The organism is Streptomyces sp. NPDC046909 (assembly GCF_040644695.1).
Classification (GTDB): domain Bacteria; phylum Actinomycetota; class Actinomycetes; order Streptomycetales; family Streptomycetaceae; genus Streptomyces.
Genome location: NZ_JBEYXC010000016.1, coordinates 1 through 14,600 on the forward strand (window position 1 = coordinate 1; position 14,600 = coordinate 14,600).

Sequence of the window (14,600 nt, forward strand, 5' to 3'; positions counted from 1 at the left end):
AACTCCCACACGTCATCGCCGCCGCCACCGCAGCCCAACAGGCCCGGTGGCGGTGACATGTGGCCTCAGGTGTGCCCACGATCCGATGCCGACCCCATCTCGGATCCGAGATGGGGAGATCAACTGAGCGAGGCTGTCCGTCTGCTGAGCACCTGGTGGGGATTTTCAGAGAGCCCCATCAGCGGCGGTCATCGGACGGCGTACCGCGCCGGTGGGGCGCCCCTCGGCATCCAGCAGCGGCTCGGTGCCCATGACGGAGACTGCCTGACAGAGCACATGAGCGGGATGCAAGCACCACGACGGGACCGCGAGATCAGCGAGGTCAGCAGGCCCAGCGGCATGAAGGGCCGAACGGCCCTTGCAGCGGGGATACGGGCAGCCTTCGATAGAGGCGTCAGACCTGCGAGCGGCCCCGGCCCCCGGCCCCGTGCGGCGGACAGGCACCGCCGCACGCGAAGGATCACCTGCCATGACCGACCGGTCACGTCCACCCACCACCGCGGTCCGGGCCGACGGCCGTTCCCCCGCGCCCATCGGGACAGCGCGGTGAAAGACGAGACCGCCCGCCGCCTCGCCATGGCCCGCCCACAGGGCGCAGCAGCAGTCGCAGGACCGCGTCGTGCGGTCTCGCTGGATCCCGACGAGGCCCTGCGGCTGCTCGGCAGTGTGCCGCTGGGCCGAGTCGTCTTCACCCAGAAGGCGCTGCCCGCCGTACGTCCCGTCAACCACGTCCTGGACAACGGTGATGTCGTCATCCGCACCCACGACGGCGCCGCCCTGGTCTCGCACGTGCCGCAGGACGGCGACCACGGCGTCGTGGTCGCCTACGAGGCCGACGACATCGACCCCGCCACGCATCTCGGCTGGAGCGTCGTCGTCACCGGCTACTGCCGTCTGGTCACCGACCCCGAACAGATCGCGCGGTACCAGAACATGCTGCACCCGTGGTCGGACCAGCGGATGGACCACGTCGTCCGCATCCGCCCCGACCTGATCACCGGCGTCCGGCTGGTCAACGGCACCCGCCCCCAGGCATCGTCGAGCGGCTGACCATGCTTCCCGGCGGCCCCTGTTGAGCCGTCCGTTCGCGCACAGTCGGCTGCCGAAAGCCCGGGCGGAGGGGAAGACACTCCGCCCGAGCCGGGCACCTGCTCTCCGTCGGCCCGGGTGAACCGCGAGGAAACCCGGGCCGTCAGGCGAGGGTACCGACGAACAGTCCACCTGCCCGCACCGGGCGGGCGAAAGGGGCCGAAGGGCCCCTCTCAGGGGCGGCGCACCTTATGTCGCGCCCCGGCGCCGCGTGTCCCGGTGAGCGCACGGCGCATCGGCCGGACCGGGAGGCAGGGGCACCCGCCATCGCAGGCACGTCCCTCCACCCGGCATCTGCACCCGGCTCGACGGCGTCAACCGTGTCAGTCTCCACCGTGGAACCGCTCGGCGTACCGGACCAGACAGGCGGCCGAGCTGCTGGTCAACACCCGAGAGAGGGGTAGTTGTGCCCGGCCGACGCCCCCCTCCGCACCGCCGGCCGGGCACCGGATTCCCCGCCCGCCACGCGGGAGGATCGCGGGCGGGGATGGTTCACCGGTATCAGCCGTACGGCGCCTGCCGTGCGGCGGCAGGAAGTGGTGGGGAGAGCTGTCTCATCGGTGGCCTCCCGGCTGACGTCGTGATCGGCGGAGGGCGGGCCGCGGGAGACGGGGCCAGTTCAACGCCTCCGCGGCCACACTCGTACTGCGTCGGCCGGGGTCCGGGGCACTGCCAGAGAGCCTACGGCGACCGCGCTTGTCTCGGTGAGAGCCCGTCTGCCCCGGAACGCGGGCGCATCAGCCCATTGACATGGGCATACATGGAGTCGCCGGGACGCGAGTGTCAAGGAAATACGTTAAAAACAATCCGATTGGGGGAATCGAATTCGAAGAATCGTTCCTTCTTCCTGCGGGTGACCGGTCTCGCCATAGGCTGGTCGGCTGTCGTCACCCCAGTCCCTGGTGGCCCGCACATGTCATCGCCGCTCTCCGGGGGGAGTATTCGGAGGGCCTGGCTCTTCAGGGGGAGCCGCCATTCAGGAGACGACCGCATGGCCCGTCGGGCACATCCAGGTCATCGGGGTTCACGGACTGGTCGTGATCGAGTTCCACGGCGAGATCGACATCGCCGCCGCTCTTCCGATGATGCCCGAGTTGGACGCCGCGACCGCGGTGGCGGGGCAGACGGTGGTCGTCGACCTCACGCCCACCGAGTTCTTCGACTGCTACGGGCTGAGGTTGCTGGACCGCGCCGAGCGGCGGGTCAGGGAGCAGGGCGGGCGACTGTTGCTGGTCTGTCCCCACCCATTGATTCTCCAGATCCTGCACCTCGCGGGCCTGAGCAGCCGACTCGCCACGGTGCCGACGCTGGCGGAGGTTCTCACGCCCGACGCCCCGGAAGCCACCGGCTGAACCCGGCACGCCCAGGCTGCCGTGGCACAGAGCAGCGAGGGACGCCGCGCCCCGCACGTATGGCAACCCGAGACAGATCGCAGTCCGGCCGTCCAGCGGGCGGGAACAGAATGGCGGTGTACGGCCGTCATCCCGGAATCAGGCCTTCGTCGGCCAGCAGTTCCTGCATCTCGTGCATGTGGCGTCGACTGGTGCCCTCGTCGGGCAACATGACGTCCAGCGGGGTGGGGACGTCATCAGGCAAGGGAGTGCCCAGACCGCGCACCGCGTCCAGCAGCGCCTGGAACCCGGCCACGCACTCCTCGTCGTCCCCGGACGCGGCCGCCGACCGCAGCGCGGCATCCAGCTCGCCCAGCCTGCCCACGTGCGCGTCGGGGACCTCGTACTGTCCCTCGCCGAGAATCCGCATGATCACGACGGTGCCTCCTCCTCCGGCCTCCGGCGGGCTCCAGGTGGCTCGACGAAAGTGCCTCACCCCCAGGCTCCCCCGCCGCCGCCGGCTCCGCACGGGCCCCAAGGGCCTTGGCCAGGACCCGAACGTCCCTCGTCCTTGGTCCGGTCGGGCACCCCATCCTGAGCACGGGGCTCCGTTCGAGGGACCCCACCGTTCCCGACGGATGCGCGGGTGCTTCAGGATTCGACCTTCGGATACCTTCCGTTCCCTCCGGGGGCGGGACCGGGTGTGGCGGGTATGTGGTCGGTCCGGTGTGGGCGGGTTTCTTGGTGACGGAGACGCGGCGCGGCGCGATGGTGCCGCCGACGGGATGTGTGCTCGGGGGCTCGGCGTCCAGGAGGCCGTAGACATCGGTGGCGTCCACGGTCTCGTGGCTGAGCAGCAGCCCGGCCAGTTCCTCCAGCTGTGTGCGGTGCCGCGTGAGCAGGTCGGTGGCGTGGTGTTCGGCCTCGCGCAGGTGGCGGGCGACCTCGGCGTCGATGGCGGCCGGGGGGGCCTCCGCGAAGGGGCGGCTGGACATGGCGCTCCCGCTGCCGCCCAGGGAGACCGAGCCGCCCTGCGGACAGCCCACCGGTCCGAGCGCGGGCGACACCCGAACTCGCGGACCATCTTGGTCGCCAACTCGGTGGCTGACGCGAGGTCGTTGGCCGCGCCCGTGGAGCCCTGGCCGAGGACAACCAGTTCGGCGGCGCGTCCGCCGAACCGTACGGCCAGGCTCTGGGTGAGCAAGTCCTCGCCGTACAAGTGCCGCTCTACCAGCGGGAGTTGCTCTGCGGCATCGAGGACCCGTCCAGCGGGCAGGGTGGTGACCTTGGCCATCGGGTCCGCGCTCGCCGACAGCGCGGCGCCCGGTGCATGTCCGGCCTCGTCGACGGCGACGGTTTCCTTCTCCACGGGCAGCAGCACGTTCGAGGTCTCGCGTCGGCGAGCGGGAGCCTACGGGCCCGCGCCAAGGGTGGGGAATCGTTCCTTCCGCCTGTGCGGTTCGAGCCCGGGCGCTGAAAGAAGCGGGGCCGAACGGCCCTCACACCCTGGCCCTTTCAGCCCTGTCACAGCACGGAATCAGACATAAGCTGGAATCAGCCTGCGGGGCGAGCGAGGGAGTCCGCCCGGAACGGCCACCTCCAACAAGGGAGTTACCGCCCCTGTCAAGAGAGGGGGTCGAAGTGTCGACGGACGGGCTGAGAGGCCGGAAGGTCGATGGACCGGACGGCGACCTCCAGCACCTGATCCGGACCATGCCGGCGAAGGGAGCCCACCTCGCAGGTTCTGCCGTCCTCCGCGCCCACCTCGGCGCAGGACAACCCGGAGTCCGAGACCGCGGCCGACTGCCCAAGCAGGGGCAGGGTCGGCATCCCCGGAACGTCTCCGACGCAGCCGAACGCCAGCCCGTGCCGATCCGCCAGTGTGCGTGCCAGCCGCAGCACACCGATACCGCCCGCGCCCAAGTCGGCGGTGTGCCGCAGGTCGACCAGGACCCCCGCACCCCCAGGGCGGATGGCACCGTGCAGCAGGCGTCCGAGATGCGGTTCGGCGGCCGGACCGATCTCCCGCCGGACCTCGATCAACAGCCATCCGGAGTGACGGCGGAGGGTGACCGGTGACGGGCCCGGGTCTGCGTCGACGGCTCGTACCACCCGCGGCCGTGATGCCGCCGCAGAGCACCGCCAGGACAGAAGTGCCGCCCTGGGGCGGAGAGGAAGAGAAACGCTCCACGTCATGGTGCCCCCTGAGCACGACCGAAGAGGTGGAACAAGCGCGGCGCATAACTGGATCAACCGCATGCAAGCGCATAAAAAGCATGCCCCCGTCGGCCCCTGTGCGACAGGGACCAATGGTCCCGAACCGAGGCCCTTCGCTCCCGCCGCGGCCCTTCGGCTCGCTGTGGAATAGAAGCAAAGGGACAACTCGCGACCGCGGTGCGGCGGTTGGGTGCCGCCAAGCGCCGCGGTCGACGGTCAGGGAGATGGCGGTCATGCGTTTCGACGACCGTCGGGCGGCCGGGCGACGGCTCGCCTGGCATCTGGAGTTCCTGCGCGGCCGGCACGTGGTGGTGCTGGGGCTGGCGCGCGGTGGTGTGCCCGTGGCCTACGAGGTGGCCCAGGAGCTGGGCGCGCCGCTGGACGTGCTCGGGGTACGCAAGCTGGGCGTGCCGTGGCAGCCGGAACTGGGGTTCGGCGCGATCGGCGAGAACGGGGTACGCGTCCTCAACGACGACGTGATCGAGCAGACCCGGCTGGGGCCCGGCGAGCAGGCCGCCGTGGAACAGGCCGAAGGGGCCGCACTCGAGCGTGAGGTCCGCCGCTACCGCACGGGCCGGGCGCCGGTTCCGGTGACAGGGCGTACGGCGGTGATCGTGGACGACGGGCTCGCCACCGGCGCCACCGCCGAGGCCGCCTGCCAGGTGGCGCGTGGCCTCGGCGCGGCACGGGTGGTGCTGGCGGTGCCGGTGGGACCGATGTCCACCGTCGCGCGGCTGCGTTCGGTGGCCGACGACGTCGTCTGCCTGCAGTCCGTGCACCGTCTCGGCTCGGTCGGCGCCTGGTACGACGACTTCACACAGACCTCCGACGCCGAGGTGGCCGCCCTGCTCGCCCAGGCCACCCACCCCACGCCCGCGCCCCGGCTGACGGTCGCCCGCGATCCGTCGCACCCGAGCCAGGAGGTGCCGGTGCCGGCCGCCGGGGTGCGGCTGCAGGCACAGCTCACCGTTCCCGACACGGCGCAGGCGGTGGTGGCGTTCGCGCACGGCAGCGGCAGCAGCCGGCACAGCCCCCGCAACCAGTACGTGGCCGGCGTCCTCCACCGGGCCGGCCTCGGCACCCTGCTCCTCGACCTGCTCACCGAGGACGAGGAGAACGACCGGCACAACGTCTTCGATGTCACGCTGCTCGCCCAGCGCCTGCATGACGCCGCCGCCTGGCTGCGCCGCGAAACCGCCCTGCCCATTGCCTACTTCGGAGCCAGTACTGGTGCGGCCGCCGCCTTGGAGGCCGCCGCCCCGGACGCCGACGTCCGGGCGGTCGTCTCCCGGGGAGGCCGTCCCGACCTGGCCACCCCGGCAGTGCTGGCGCGGCTGCGGGCCCCGACGCTGCTGATCGTCGGCAGCCGGGACACCGCGGTGCTGGACCTCAACCGGCTCGCCGCCGACCGGATGACCTGCGAGCACCACCTCGCGGTGGTCCCCCGGCGCCACCCACCTCTTCGAGGAGCCCGGCGCCCTGGCCACGGTCGCCCAGCTGACCCGCGACTGGTTCACCGCCCACCTCGCCCGCCCTACCAGCGGGACACCACTGCCCCGGTCGGCGTGAACACGACGGTGACACGCGACCACCAGAGAACAGCCCGGCGGACCGTCCACCGGCAACCACGCGCAGACTCTCGTACCGCGCGAGGGCCGAAGCGTGCGCCCCACAAGGGCCGTACGGCCCCTCGCGGCAGCCCGCCCGGCCTCTCCCCTGCATCGCCCCGCCGTCCCTAGCGTTGCTCTGAGCCCCGGGGACAGGTGCCCGGCGGGGCGAGCAAGGAGGAGCTGCCGATGCGAGCCACCACCTCGGTCACCACGGACGACGGCGCCCGCCTCCACACCACCGTCGCCGGGGACCCGGACGCGCCGGTGACCGTGCTGCTGTGCCACGGCTACATGCTCGACCGCACCGCCTGGCACTACCAGCTCCCCGCCCTCGGCCGGGCCGCCCGGCTGGTGCTCTACGACCAGCGCGGCCACGGCTGCTCCACCCTCGGCACCGCCCCGGTCACCATCGAGCGCCTCGGCGAAGACCTCCATCAGGTTCTGACGGCGACCGCCCTGCGCGGCCCCGTGGTGCTCGTCGGCCACTCCATGGGCGGCATGGCCGTCATGGCCCTGGCCGCCGCCCACCCCGACCTCTTCGGCACCCGCATCACCGGAACCGCCCTGCTGTCCACCTCCGCCGGACAGCTGAACGGCACCCCGATGGGGCTGCCCCCTGCCGCGGCCCGGCTTCTGCACCTCGCGCTCGCCGCCGGCCTGCCGCAGCTCGCCCGCCTGCCCCGGACCGTGGACACGGTCCGCCGCCACACCGGCCCCCTCGCCTTCCGCCTCACCCGCCCGCTGCTCTACCGAGCCCCGGTCGAGCGGGCCGCCGCCCAGGTCACTGTCCGTGCCATGTCCCGGGCGCCGATCACCACGGTGGCCGCCTGCTATCCCGCACTCATGGCCCACGACCAGCTCGCCGCCCTGCCCGCGCTCGGCCGCTGCCCGGTCCTCGTCGCCGTCGGCACGAACGACCAGATCACCCCGGCCGCCCACAGCGCCACCCTCGCCAGCCGGATCCCCTCCGCCGAACTCGCCGTCGTGCCCCGCGCCTCGCACCTGCTGCCCCTGGAACGCCCGCACGAGGTCAACAAGCTGCTCCTGGCACTCGTGTCCCGCGGCACGGCCACGCTCACACCCGGCCCGGCGGGGCACACACGCTCAGTCCCCGGAGACGCTCAGCCTCCGCCGCCGGTATGCCGTCCCGGCCACACATCCGTCGGACAGCCGTACGCCATCGCACTCCCCCACCCCTACGCGGGCCGTCCGCCCGGGCTCGGCCCACAATCGGACGATGCGATTCCGCAATCTGTCGAGCGTCCGCCCGCCCACCGACCGGATCCTGTCCGGCATCTGGGGTATCGCGTTCTACGGCCGCGTCGTCCCTCTGCATCCGCCCTGCGCGGCGTCGGTACTGGTCACCGCCCGACACGGAACGGCTCCGTCCGTTCGGCCGGGGCTCTCGCAGGCGCTATTGTCCCGCCCGTGCGACGAACACGTGGCCCTGTGCGCGGCGGCGGCCGAAATGCCTTCACCGAAGATGCACAGGCCAGCCATCAGTGGGCAGGGTTCGCCTTGATCCCCCCGTTCCGGCGGCCGGTCCAACGGCTGCCGGACCACCCCGAAACGAGGTGAACCCCCCATGCCCAAGCAGTCACGTGAGGAACGGCTGGCCACCGCGTTCGTCGAGCTGGCCGACACTCTCGTCGGCGACTTCGACATCATCGCGTTCCTGCACACCCTCGCCGACCACTGTGTCGACCTGCTCGACGTCACCGCCGCCGGCGTCATGCTGGCCACCCCCCAGGGCGACATCCTCGACGCCGCCGCCTCCGACGACCGCACCCGCCAATTGGAGACCGACAGCATCGACTGGAACGAAGGCCCCTGCCTGGACTGCTTCCACACCGGAAAGCCGATCTCCGGCATCCCCCTGGTCCACCCGCACGCGCGCACCCACTGGCCCCGCTTCGCCCACAGGGCCCAGGAGCTCGGTTTCACCTCCGTCGCCGCGGCCCCCCTGCGGCTGCGCGAGCAGACCATCGGAGCGCTCAACCTCTTCCGCGCCGACCCCGACCCGCTGGAGCCCGCTCAGCTGCGCCTGGGCCAGGCACTGGCCGACATCGCCACCATCGGCATCCTGCAACAGCGCGCGGTGCACGAACAGGCCATCGTGTCGGGGCAACTGCAGGCCGCCCTTGACTCCCGGATCGTCATCGAGCAGGCCAAGGGGGCCCTCGCCCACATCCGCGGCATCAGCGTGGACGACGCCTTCCACCAGCTGCGCCACTACGCCCGCCACCACCGGCGGCGGCTGACCGACGTCGCCCGCGAGGTGATGGACGGCAGCACCGAGGTGCCTCTCCCCGCGCCGGAACAGTGACCACCGCGGCGTCCGAGCCGAGCACACCGACGAACGACCCCGACGCGGGGAAGAGGGGAGGAACCATGGTCAGCCCACAGATGTCCCAGCTCCTGCACGACCTCACCACCGAACGTGACCCCGGTCCGCCCCTGCCCCCCGCCCGGCTGCGGGCCTGCGCCAAGGTGCTGGGCCTGGACGGCCTCGCCCTGTCCCTGGCCCAGCACAGCGGCTCCGCCGAACTGCTGCGGCACACCGGAGCCCGTGCCGCCCAGCTGGAGGACATCCAGTTCACCCAGGGCCAGGGCCCCGGACCGGAGGCCGCCCGCACCGGCCTGCCGGTCACCGAACCCGACCTCACCACCAACCACTCCGCCCGCTGGCCAGGCCTCGTCCCCGAACTCCTCGGCCTGGGCGTCCGCGCCGTCTTCGCCTACCCCCTCGCCCTGGGCACCGTCCGTCTCGGCGTCCTCACCGGCCACCGCACCACGGTCGGAGCCCTCTCCGGCGAACAGGACGCCGACGCCCGCGCCCTGGCCCAGCGGCTGACACTGATGCTCCTCGACCGGGCCGCCTCCCCCGACGACCCCACCGTCTGGCTGACCGAGACCAGCCACCTGCACCGCGCCGAGGTCCACCAGGCCACCGGCATGGTCGCCAAACAGCTCGACGTCAGCCCCGCCGAGGCCCTCGTCCGCATCCGCGCCCACGCCTTCCACACCGGACGCCCCCTGTTGGAGACCGCCCGCGCCATCCTCGCCCGCGAACTGTTCCTGACCGCCAACCACCCTCCGCAGGGCGAGCACAGGCCCTGAACCGGCGCCGGCACACCGCGCGGCCGCCCGTGTCTCCCCCCGTCGCACACCAGACATGCCCCACTCGCAGGCTCCGAACGGCCCAGCGAGTCAGGCCAGTTGGCCCGCGATATCGGCAACTCCCACATGGTGCACTGAAAGTGAGGTTTACCCCCGTTCTTCCCAGAAGATGAAAGTGGGGAACACCATGGCAACCACTCGCATCGCTATCCGCCGTGTCGTACTCGGGGGCATTGTGCTCGCGCTCGGCATGCTCACTCCCGCGACCGGCGGTCGGGCGGACGCCGCCGCGGCCACCACGACCACCGCCGCAGCCGGGGTCACCAGCCGCAGCGGCAGTCCGACCTCCACGGTCGACCGGGTCGCGGACTTCTACGGCACCTACATCGACGTCCTGTACGACACCGGGCGCGGCCGACTCGCGAACGCCCTGCGCGCCCACTACCTCACCACTGACCTGCAACGCAGCCTGGCCCGCTGGGAGACCGTCCACCACCGGGACGGCGTGCTGCGCGCCGAGGGCGTCCCGGTCCGATGGTCCGTCGTCTACAACGACAGCGGTATGGGCCACTGCTGGAGCCGGGTCACGCTCACCTGGCAGGACCCCGGAAACCGGACCCACCACACGCACCTGATGGTCCAGTCCGACCTGGCGACCATGCTCATCTCCGGCATCAGGACCGACAAGTAGTCCGCAAGCCCCGCCCAGCAGCCACACACGCGGCCTGTCGGCCCGGTGAGGGGCCGGTCGGCCCCTGTCGCGGCGAGCGCGGGGCGCGCACGATGAGCACACGTCCCGTCGCGCGAGAACTCGGCGCGTCAGAGCGGGCCGCGAGGAGGACAACCTGGAGGTGGTCGCCGTGAGCACGGTTCCCTGGCGCCGGTCCCGCAAGCGCGCGATGACCGTCCTGGACCTGCCGTACGTGGAGCGCACCGTGGGCGTGGAGGCCGCCCTGTGCCTGCCGAGCGTGATGGTGCTGGTCATCGAGGACCTCTGTGCCCAGGTCGCCCACGAGGACTGGCAGCGCCGAGAGCCACCGCGCTGGCGCCCCGCGGCTCGCCACCACTGGTGCGGTGAGGGCCAACAGCTACGCGCCAAGAAGGACCGGCTGAAGGAACTGGCCGCCCAGTGCCTGGACTCCCCGGAGTGACCGGGTCCGACCGCTCGTGTCCGGCAGGCCCCTGTTCCATCCCGGCCGCCCGCTCTACGGTGGGCAGTGCCCCAGCCCCGGTACCCGCAGTCCCGCCTTCGGAGCCGGGAGGGGCCACGCCGGAACCGGCCCGTACGCGGGCCGCAGCGGAGGGGCCAGGCCCTTCCCGGGCACACCGGGCAATCCCCTGTCACGGCGTGCCCGGGAAGACAGCGAGCCCGCCTCTTCGATGACGCTCTCCAACGCGACGCCCGGCTGCTCACTGTCGACGGCCGTATCCATCACGGGCCGTTCGGACGGCGCCCCTGGGCCCATCGGCACTTGGCGGTCCGCCGCGGTCCGGAGTCAAGTGGAATCGAGCAGACGTAGGAACAGTTGGGAGGACCTCATGAACTGGCCGACCGCAGCCGTCGTCATCGCTGTCGTCTTCGCCATCGCGGCGATCATCAGCGCCTTCCTCGCACGGCCGAAGGGGTAGAAGAAGCAAGGGACGTCACCCGCAACTCCGCTGTGCTGTCCGTGGCCGCGGTTCCCTTCGACCGGAACCGGCGCATCGGATTCCCGGCACCCGCTCCCGGTGGAACGGTGGTCGGGCTGTCACGGCCGTACTCGTCGACCGGGTTCCGCTCCAGGCCCTTTCGGCCACCGCGCCCAGTGACGGAGTGCCTGTTCCGCGCCCTCGCCAGCAGCCTCCTCGTCGGCATTGTCACCCTCGCGTCATCGGCATTGTCACCCTCGCGGACATCAGCCGCGCCCGACCCTGCATCACACGGCTGTGCGACCGCGGACCGGACTCACCGATTCCCGCGCATTGAGCTCGCCCCTGCTTGGTGTCCTGGACGTGCACGCGACCTGATGGGAGTGCCGCAGGCTCCTGTCCGAGACAGTGGCGGCCCTCCAGACCCTGATGTCCACGTGCGTCACGAAGTGCTCCGCAGCGAGCCCGGCCGAGGTCCTGGCCAGGAACCCAGCACTCGGACACCGGGCCCGCGGGCCGATCGGGGATCACCTTCGACGACGGGATCGTCGTCCGTCGGCCTCACGCGGGCCCAGCGCCGGGGCGGGACGACCCGGCCCGCCCCTCTTTCTTTCCCGAGGAGCCGCCGTAGCGGCCTGCGCCGGTCCCTGTGCCGACGCCGCCCACGGGACGCGTCCGCTTCCCCGGGCCGCCACCCTGCCCGGCCCGGGGAAGAGAAACACGGAGAGGAGGTCCTTCCCCAAAAGGAACCCCCTCGCCGCCTGTCTCGCGGGCTCGCCCCCTACCCTCACACCACAGACGCCGCCGGGGCAGGTACCGAACGGCTCATCCCATAGGGCCGACCGGCCCCATGGGCGCGTGGCAGGACGGATCCACATCCCCGCGGAGAGGCCGATCGGCTCGGGCTGCGCCTGTGGGCTCCTTTCGCGCGGACCGACCGGGTGTGACGATGCCCGACGGAGGCCAGGTGGACTGACCGCTTGGGGCCAAGGGGGGGCGGGGCGGACATGTCGTTTCGGGATCGTGTCCGCAGGTCATGGAATGCACACCGTCGATGTCGCGACGGTGACCCTCAACGCCTTCCGACTGGACGGCATCCCCCTCTTCACCACGAAGACAACCGACGAGGTACCCAACGACGGCATGGTGCGATTCCATCTTGTGGGCACCACCGAGGAGTTCGGCCGGTTGAAGTTCTTCGTCAGCCCCAGCGGCGACGCGGCGGAGTACGAACAGCGGGCCTGCTGCAAGATCTCGGAGGGGACCTTCTCCGGCACGGTCCTGCCGGGTTCGGCCAACTATCCCGTCACCTGTAACGCGCACCGCGCATTCCACCACCGAGTCCGGTCGCGTCCTGGGCCAGGGGGGCATCGACGCGGCCGTCCAGATCCAGCGTGACGACGACACTCACGTCGGTCCGCCCGGAGCCTCGCCATGAAGACCCGAGTGTTACCGCGCCATAGGTGCATCTGCGCAGTCGCCGCCCCCGCTGGCCCTGTTGGGTGCGATCGCGGCAACCTCCGGATGCGGCTCAAACGGCGATCCGGACGACCCTCAGGCCTCGACGACGATCACCGCCTCGTCTCCGCCGGACGAGTCGGCTCCTACGACCACGCGATGGCCACGGCGCGCATCACGCTTCCCGGCCGGGTGCACGAACGACCAGGCTGCAGAGCGTCCCCTTCACGGTCACGGGCGCCGTTCCGCAGGGCACCCGGTTCTGGATCTGCGTCCAGCCCGTGCAGGCACCGCAGTTCTGGCCGCAGCCCGGACTGATCGCCGACCGGGCCGGAACGTACACGGCCACCGCCGCCTGGGGACCGGAGACCAGCGGCGTACAGGAGCACTATCTGATCCACGTGGTGTCCGCGGACAAGGCGGCGTCCGACACCTTTCGGAACTTCCTGCGCGCGCGGGAGTCCGACCCGGCCCGCCCTCCCGCTTCGACACACTCCCCGAAGCTGGTGCGTTAATCGCCCAGATGGACGTACTCAGGTCCCGCTGAGGTCACAGGGGGCGCTGGGCCGCGGCGCGCAGCAAGGTCGCCGACGTGACGCGGACAGTCACCCCCACGCACCCCATGCCGACTCCACGGTGGAATGCAGCATGAAGCGCGGATCATCGGCGACACACCTGCGGATCGGGCCAGGAGCGCCGATGAGATGGAACCGTACCTCGCAGTCGAACGCGAACAGCCCCCGAAGGGCGTCGTCCGCAAGCCCGTCCTTGCAGCGGAGCTCTGTCAGGTCGAGGAAGAACTCGCTGTGCTCGGCGTCGTCACGGGCATGCAGATCCTGCCGCAGACGAGGCTCGGTGGCCGGTCCGAGCGTCCCGCTGACCGCGATCCACACCCGCCCCGGAGCCTCGGCCAGCACGCGCGTCCGTACGATCATGATCTCCATCAGGGTCCCCCGCGCGAGGCATGAACGGCCTCCTTGCTCCAGCCTCCCCTTCACCGGTGCCAACAACACCCGGGCGCCGTGCCATCCAGCCGTTCACCAGGCCTGCGCCGAGGGTGGCGAGGCACTGTCGAGGCTGCGCATGGACGAGTGTGTCAACTGCAGCTCAAGCTCCCGGCATGGCGCAACCTTCTGTCCGCCTCATCGAGATGCGGCCGAAGCCCCGCGTGTCCCCCGCCCCTGTGCGCAGCAGCCGCAGGGATGAACTCGGGGGCTGTCTTCAGTGGTGCTCTCGTCGTAACGGGCTGCGACTCCCCACCGGCGCCCTCCCCAGCACCGGGATGATCTCGGTGCCGCCTGATGAACTCCCATTCTCCATCGGCGAGTTGCGCACGCATCACCCACCTGCCCTGGAGGACCGGCACCACTCCAGGGCTGGATCACAGGTACAGACGAGTCCTGGCTCCGCCGAGCGGCTCGGGACAGCCCCTACGAGCCCGTCGTACTGATCGCGCCCGCCGCGCCCAGAAGCTCGTGCAGGAGATGCGAGGCGGTGATCATCACACCGATGGGACGCGTACGCCCATCTTCCGGCCCGCCCTTGACCTTCTCGGCGACCGCCACCAGCGGGCTGCGCACCCGCGCCATCAGCGCGGCCACCTCCAGGGCGGTGTCGTCGGGATCCGCGATGGGCGGCGGCTCCGCCTTGCTGGACAGGCAGTCGCCTACGCTGCGGCCCGCCAGCGCCTGGCGCAGCCGGTCGGCGTGCTTTTCGTCGACGACGGCGGCCAGGGTCGATACGAGGTGCGGGAGTGCCACCGTCCACCCCGGCGAGGTCGTCGACGTGAAACAGACGGGCGATCGGTACATCGGTGGAACTGTGCGCGACAATCTAGAAGGCGATGCACACGGCGATCAGCGTGAACGCCTCCTCGCCCTGCGGGATCCCAGCCTGCAGCACCAGCAGCCCGTACACCGCGCGCCGAACACCAACAGGACGGCGAACTTGGCCAGTTCCGCCGGTGACCCACCCAGCGGCTCTAACGGCGGGTATGTCGCGGTGGTGCTGGCCATCGTCCTGATCCGGCCGGCCTCGCCGCTGCTGTCGCTGCTGGGTACCCGGTTCACCTGGCAGGAGAAGCTGGTCGCCGCCTGGTTCGGGCCGAAGGGCTTCGCCTCGGTCCTCCAGGAAGCGTGCAGTGAGC

13 protein-coding genes and 3 pseudogenes are annotated in these 14,600 nt (G+C 71.3%); 11 read left to right on the top strand and 5 right to left on the bottom strand.

Annotation, left to right across the window (positions count from 1 at the left end):
• The first annotated feature begins 576 nt into the window (after positions 1-576).
• Positions 577-1,050 (top strand): pyridoxamine 5'-phosphate oxidase family protein, encoded by a 474-nt coding sequence (locus ABZ928_RS39545; protein WP_361530597.1) that lies wholly within the window; start codon positions 577-579, stop codon positions 1,048-1,050.
• Positions 1,051-2,105: 1,055 nt separating this feature from the next.
• A complete protein-coding gene (locus tag ABZ928_RS39550) occupies positions 2,106-2,441 on the top strand; it encodes an STAS domain-containing protein (RefSeq protein WP_361530600.1) in 336 nt (111 codons plus the stop codon).
• Positions 2,442-2,568: 127 nt separating this feature from the next.
• Here ABZ928_RS39550 and ABZ928_RS39555 read toward each other — a convergent pair whose 3' ends face one another.
• The 3 genes and pseudogenes from ABZ928_RS39555 to ABZ928_RS39565 all read right to left on the bottom strand — a co-directional run bounded on the left by ABZ928_RS39555 (position 2,569) and on the right by ABZ928_RS39565 (position 4,463).
• Complete coding sequence (locus ABZ928_RS39555) at positions 2,569-2,850, bottom strand: hypothetical protein (RefSeq protein ID WP_361529893.1); 282 nt, start codon at positions 2,848-2,850, stop codon at positions 2,569-2,571.
• A gap of 400 nt (positions 2,851-3,250) precedes the next feature.
• Positions 3,251-3,801: pseudogene (locus ABZ928_RS39560) on the bottom strand (cell division protein FtsH); the annotation flags it as partial.
• Positions 3,802-4,043: 242 nt separating this feature from the next.
• Positions 4,044-4,463, bottom strand: coding sequence for a hypothetical protein (locus ABZ928_RS39565; RefSeq protein WP_361529896.1), 420 nt, complete (start codon positions 4,461-4,463; stop codon positions 4,044-4,046).
• Positions 4,464-4,870: 407 nt separating this feature from the next.
• On the opposite strand from ABZ928_RS39565, the pseudogene ABZ928_RS39570 reads away from it, so the two are divergent.
• From ABZ928_RS39570 to ABZ928_RS39605, 8 genes and pseudogenes are all read left to right on the top strand, one after another.
• Positions 4,871-6,206 (top strand): annotated as a pseudogene (locus tag ABZ928_RS39570) (phosphoribosyltransferase).
• 227 nt (positions 6,207-6,433) lie between these two features.
• Entirely contained in the window at positions 6,434-7,825 is a 1,392-nt protein-coding gene (locus tag ABZ928_RS39575; RefSeq protein WP_361529899.1) for an alpha/beta hydrolase, read from the top strand.
• Positions 7,826-7,832: 7 nt separating this feature from the next.
• Entirely contained in the window at positions 7,833-8,573 is a 741-nt protein-coding gene (locus ABZ928_RS39580; protein WP_361529902.1) for a GAF and ANTAR domain-containing protein, read from the top strand.
• Positions 8,574-8,638: 65 nt separating this feature from the next.
• Positions 8,639-9,367, top strand: a complete 729-nt coding sequence (locus ABZ928_RS39585; RefSeq protein WP_361529905.1) for an ANTAR domain-containing protein — start codon at positions 8,639-8,641, stop codon at positions 9,365-9,367.
• Between the two features lie 187 nt (positions 9,368-9,554).
• Positions 9,555-10,058: a hypothetical protein gene (locus tag ABZ928_RS39590; RefSeq protein WP_361529908.1), complete on the top strand. Its 504-nt coding sequence runs from the start codon at positions 9,555-9,557 to the stop codon at positions 10,056-10,058.
• A 169-nt stretch (positions 10,059-10,227) separates the two neighbouring features.
• Positions 10,228-10,518 (top strand): hypothetical protein, encoded by a 291-nt coding sequence (locus ABZ928_RS39595; RefSeq protein ID WP_361529911.1) that lies wholly within the window; start codon positions 10,228-10,230, stop codon positions 10,516-10,518.
• Positions 10,519-12,037: 1,519 nt separating this feature from the next.
• Positions 12,038-12,394 (top strand): hypothetical protein, encoded by a 357-nt coding sequence (locus tag ABZ928_RS39600; protein WP_361529914.1) that lies wholly within the window; start codon positions 12,038-12,040, stop codon positions 12,392-12,394.
• 341 nt (positions 12,395-12,735) lie between these two features.
• On the top strand, positions 12,736-12,969 hold the full coding sequence (locus ABZ928_RS39605; RefSeq protein ID WP_361529917.1) for a hypothetical protein: 234 nt from the start codon (positions 12,736-12,738) through the stop codon (positions 12,967-12,969).
• Positions 12,970-13,059: 90 nt separating this feature from the next.
• On the opposite strand, the gene ABZ928_RS39610 is transcribed toward ABZ928_RS39605, so the two are convergent.
• Positions 13,060-13,389 carry a hypothetical protein gene (locus ABZ928_RS39610; RefSeq protein ID WP_361529920.1) on the bottom strand — a complete coding sequence of 110 codons (330 nt, stop codon included), beginning with the start codon at positions 13,387-13,389 and terminating at the stop codon, positions 13,060-13,062.
• A 495-nt stretch (positions 13,390-13,884) separates the two neighbouring features.
• Positions 13,885-14,265: a hypothetical protein gene (locus ABZ928_RS39615; RefSeq protein ID WP_361529923.1), complete on the bottom strand. Its 381-nt coding sequence runs from the start codon at positions 14,263-14,265 to the stop codon at positions 13,885-13,887.
• Positions 14,266-14,434: 169 nt separating this feature from the next.
• On the opposite strand from ABZ928_RS39615, the pseudogene ABZ928_RS39620 reads away from it, so the two are divergent.
• Positions 14,435-14,581 (top strand): annotated as a pseudogene (locus ABZ928_RS39620) (sodium:proton antiporter); the annotation flags it as partial.
• Positions 14,582-14,600: the final 19 nt, after the last annotated feature.

What these genes read in the sequence shown, in the direction of transcription:
- ABZ928_RS39585 (WP_361529905.1), top strand. Translation starts at nt 8,639, where the DNA reads ATGGTCAGCCCACAGATGTCCCAGCTCCTGCACGACCTCACCACCGAA.
- ABZ928_RS39575 (WP_361529899.1), top strand. Translation starts at nt 6,434, where the DNA reads ATGCGAGCCACCACCTCGGTCACCACGGACGACGGCGCCCGCCTCCAC.
- ABZ928_RS39545 (WP_361530597.1), top strand. Translation starts at nt 577, where the DNA reads ATGGCCCGCCCACAGGGCGCAGCAGCAGTCGCAGGACCGCGTCGTGCG.
- ABZ928_RS39600 (WP_361529914.1), top strand. Translation starts at nt 12,038, where the DNA reads ATGCACACCGTCGATGTCGCGACGGTGACCCTCAACGCCTTCCGACTG.
- ABZ928_RS39580 (WP_361529902.1), top strand. Translation starts at nt 7,833, where the DNA reads ATGCCCAAGCAGTCACGTGAGGAACGGCTGGCCACCGCGTTCGTCGAG.
- ABZ928_RS39590 (WP_361529908.1), top strand. Translation starts at nt 9,555, where the DNA reads ATGGCAACCACTCGCATCGCTATCCGCCGTGTCGTACTCGGGGGCATT.
- ABZ928_RS39615 (WP_361529923.1), bottom strand. Translation starts at nt 14,265, where the DNA reads ATGTACCGATCGCCCGTCTGTTTCACGTCGACGACCTCGCCGGGGTGG.
- ABZ928_RS39610 (WP_361529920.1), bottom strand. Translation starts at nt 13,389, where the DNA reads ATGATCGTACGGACGCGCGTGCTGGCCGAGGCTCCGGGGCGGGTGTGG.
- ABZ928_RS39555 (WP_361529893.1), bottom strand. Translation starts at nt 2,850, where the DNA reads ATGCGGATTCTCGGCGAGGGACAGTACGAGGTCCCCGACGCGCACGTG.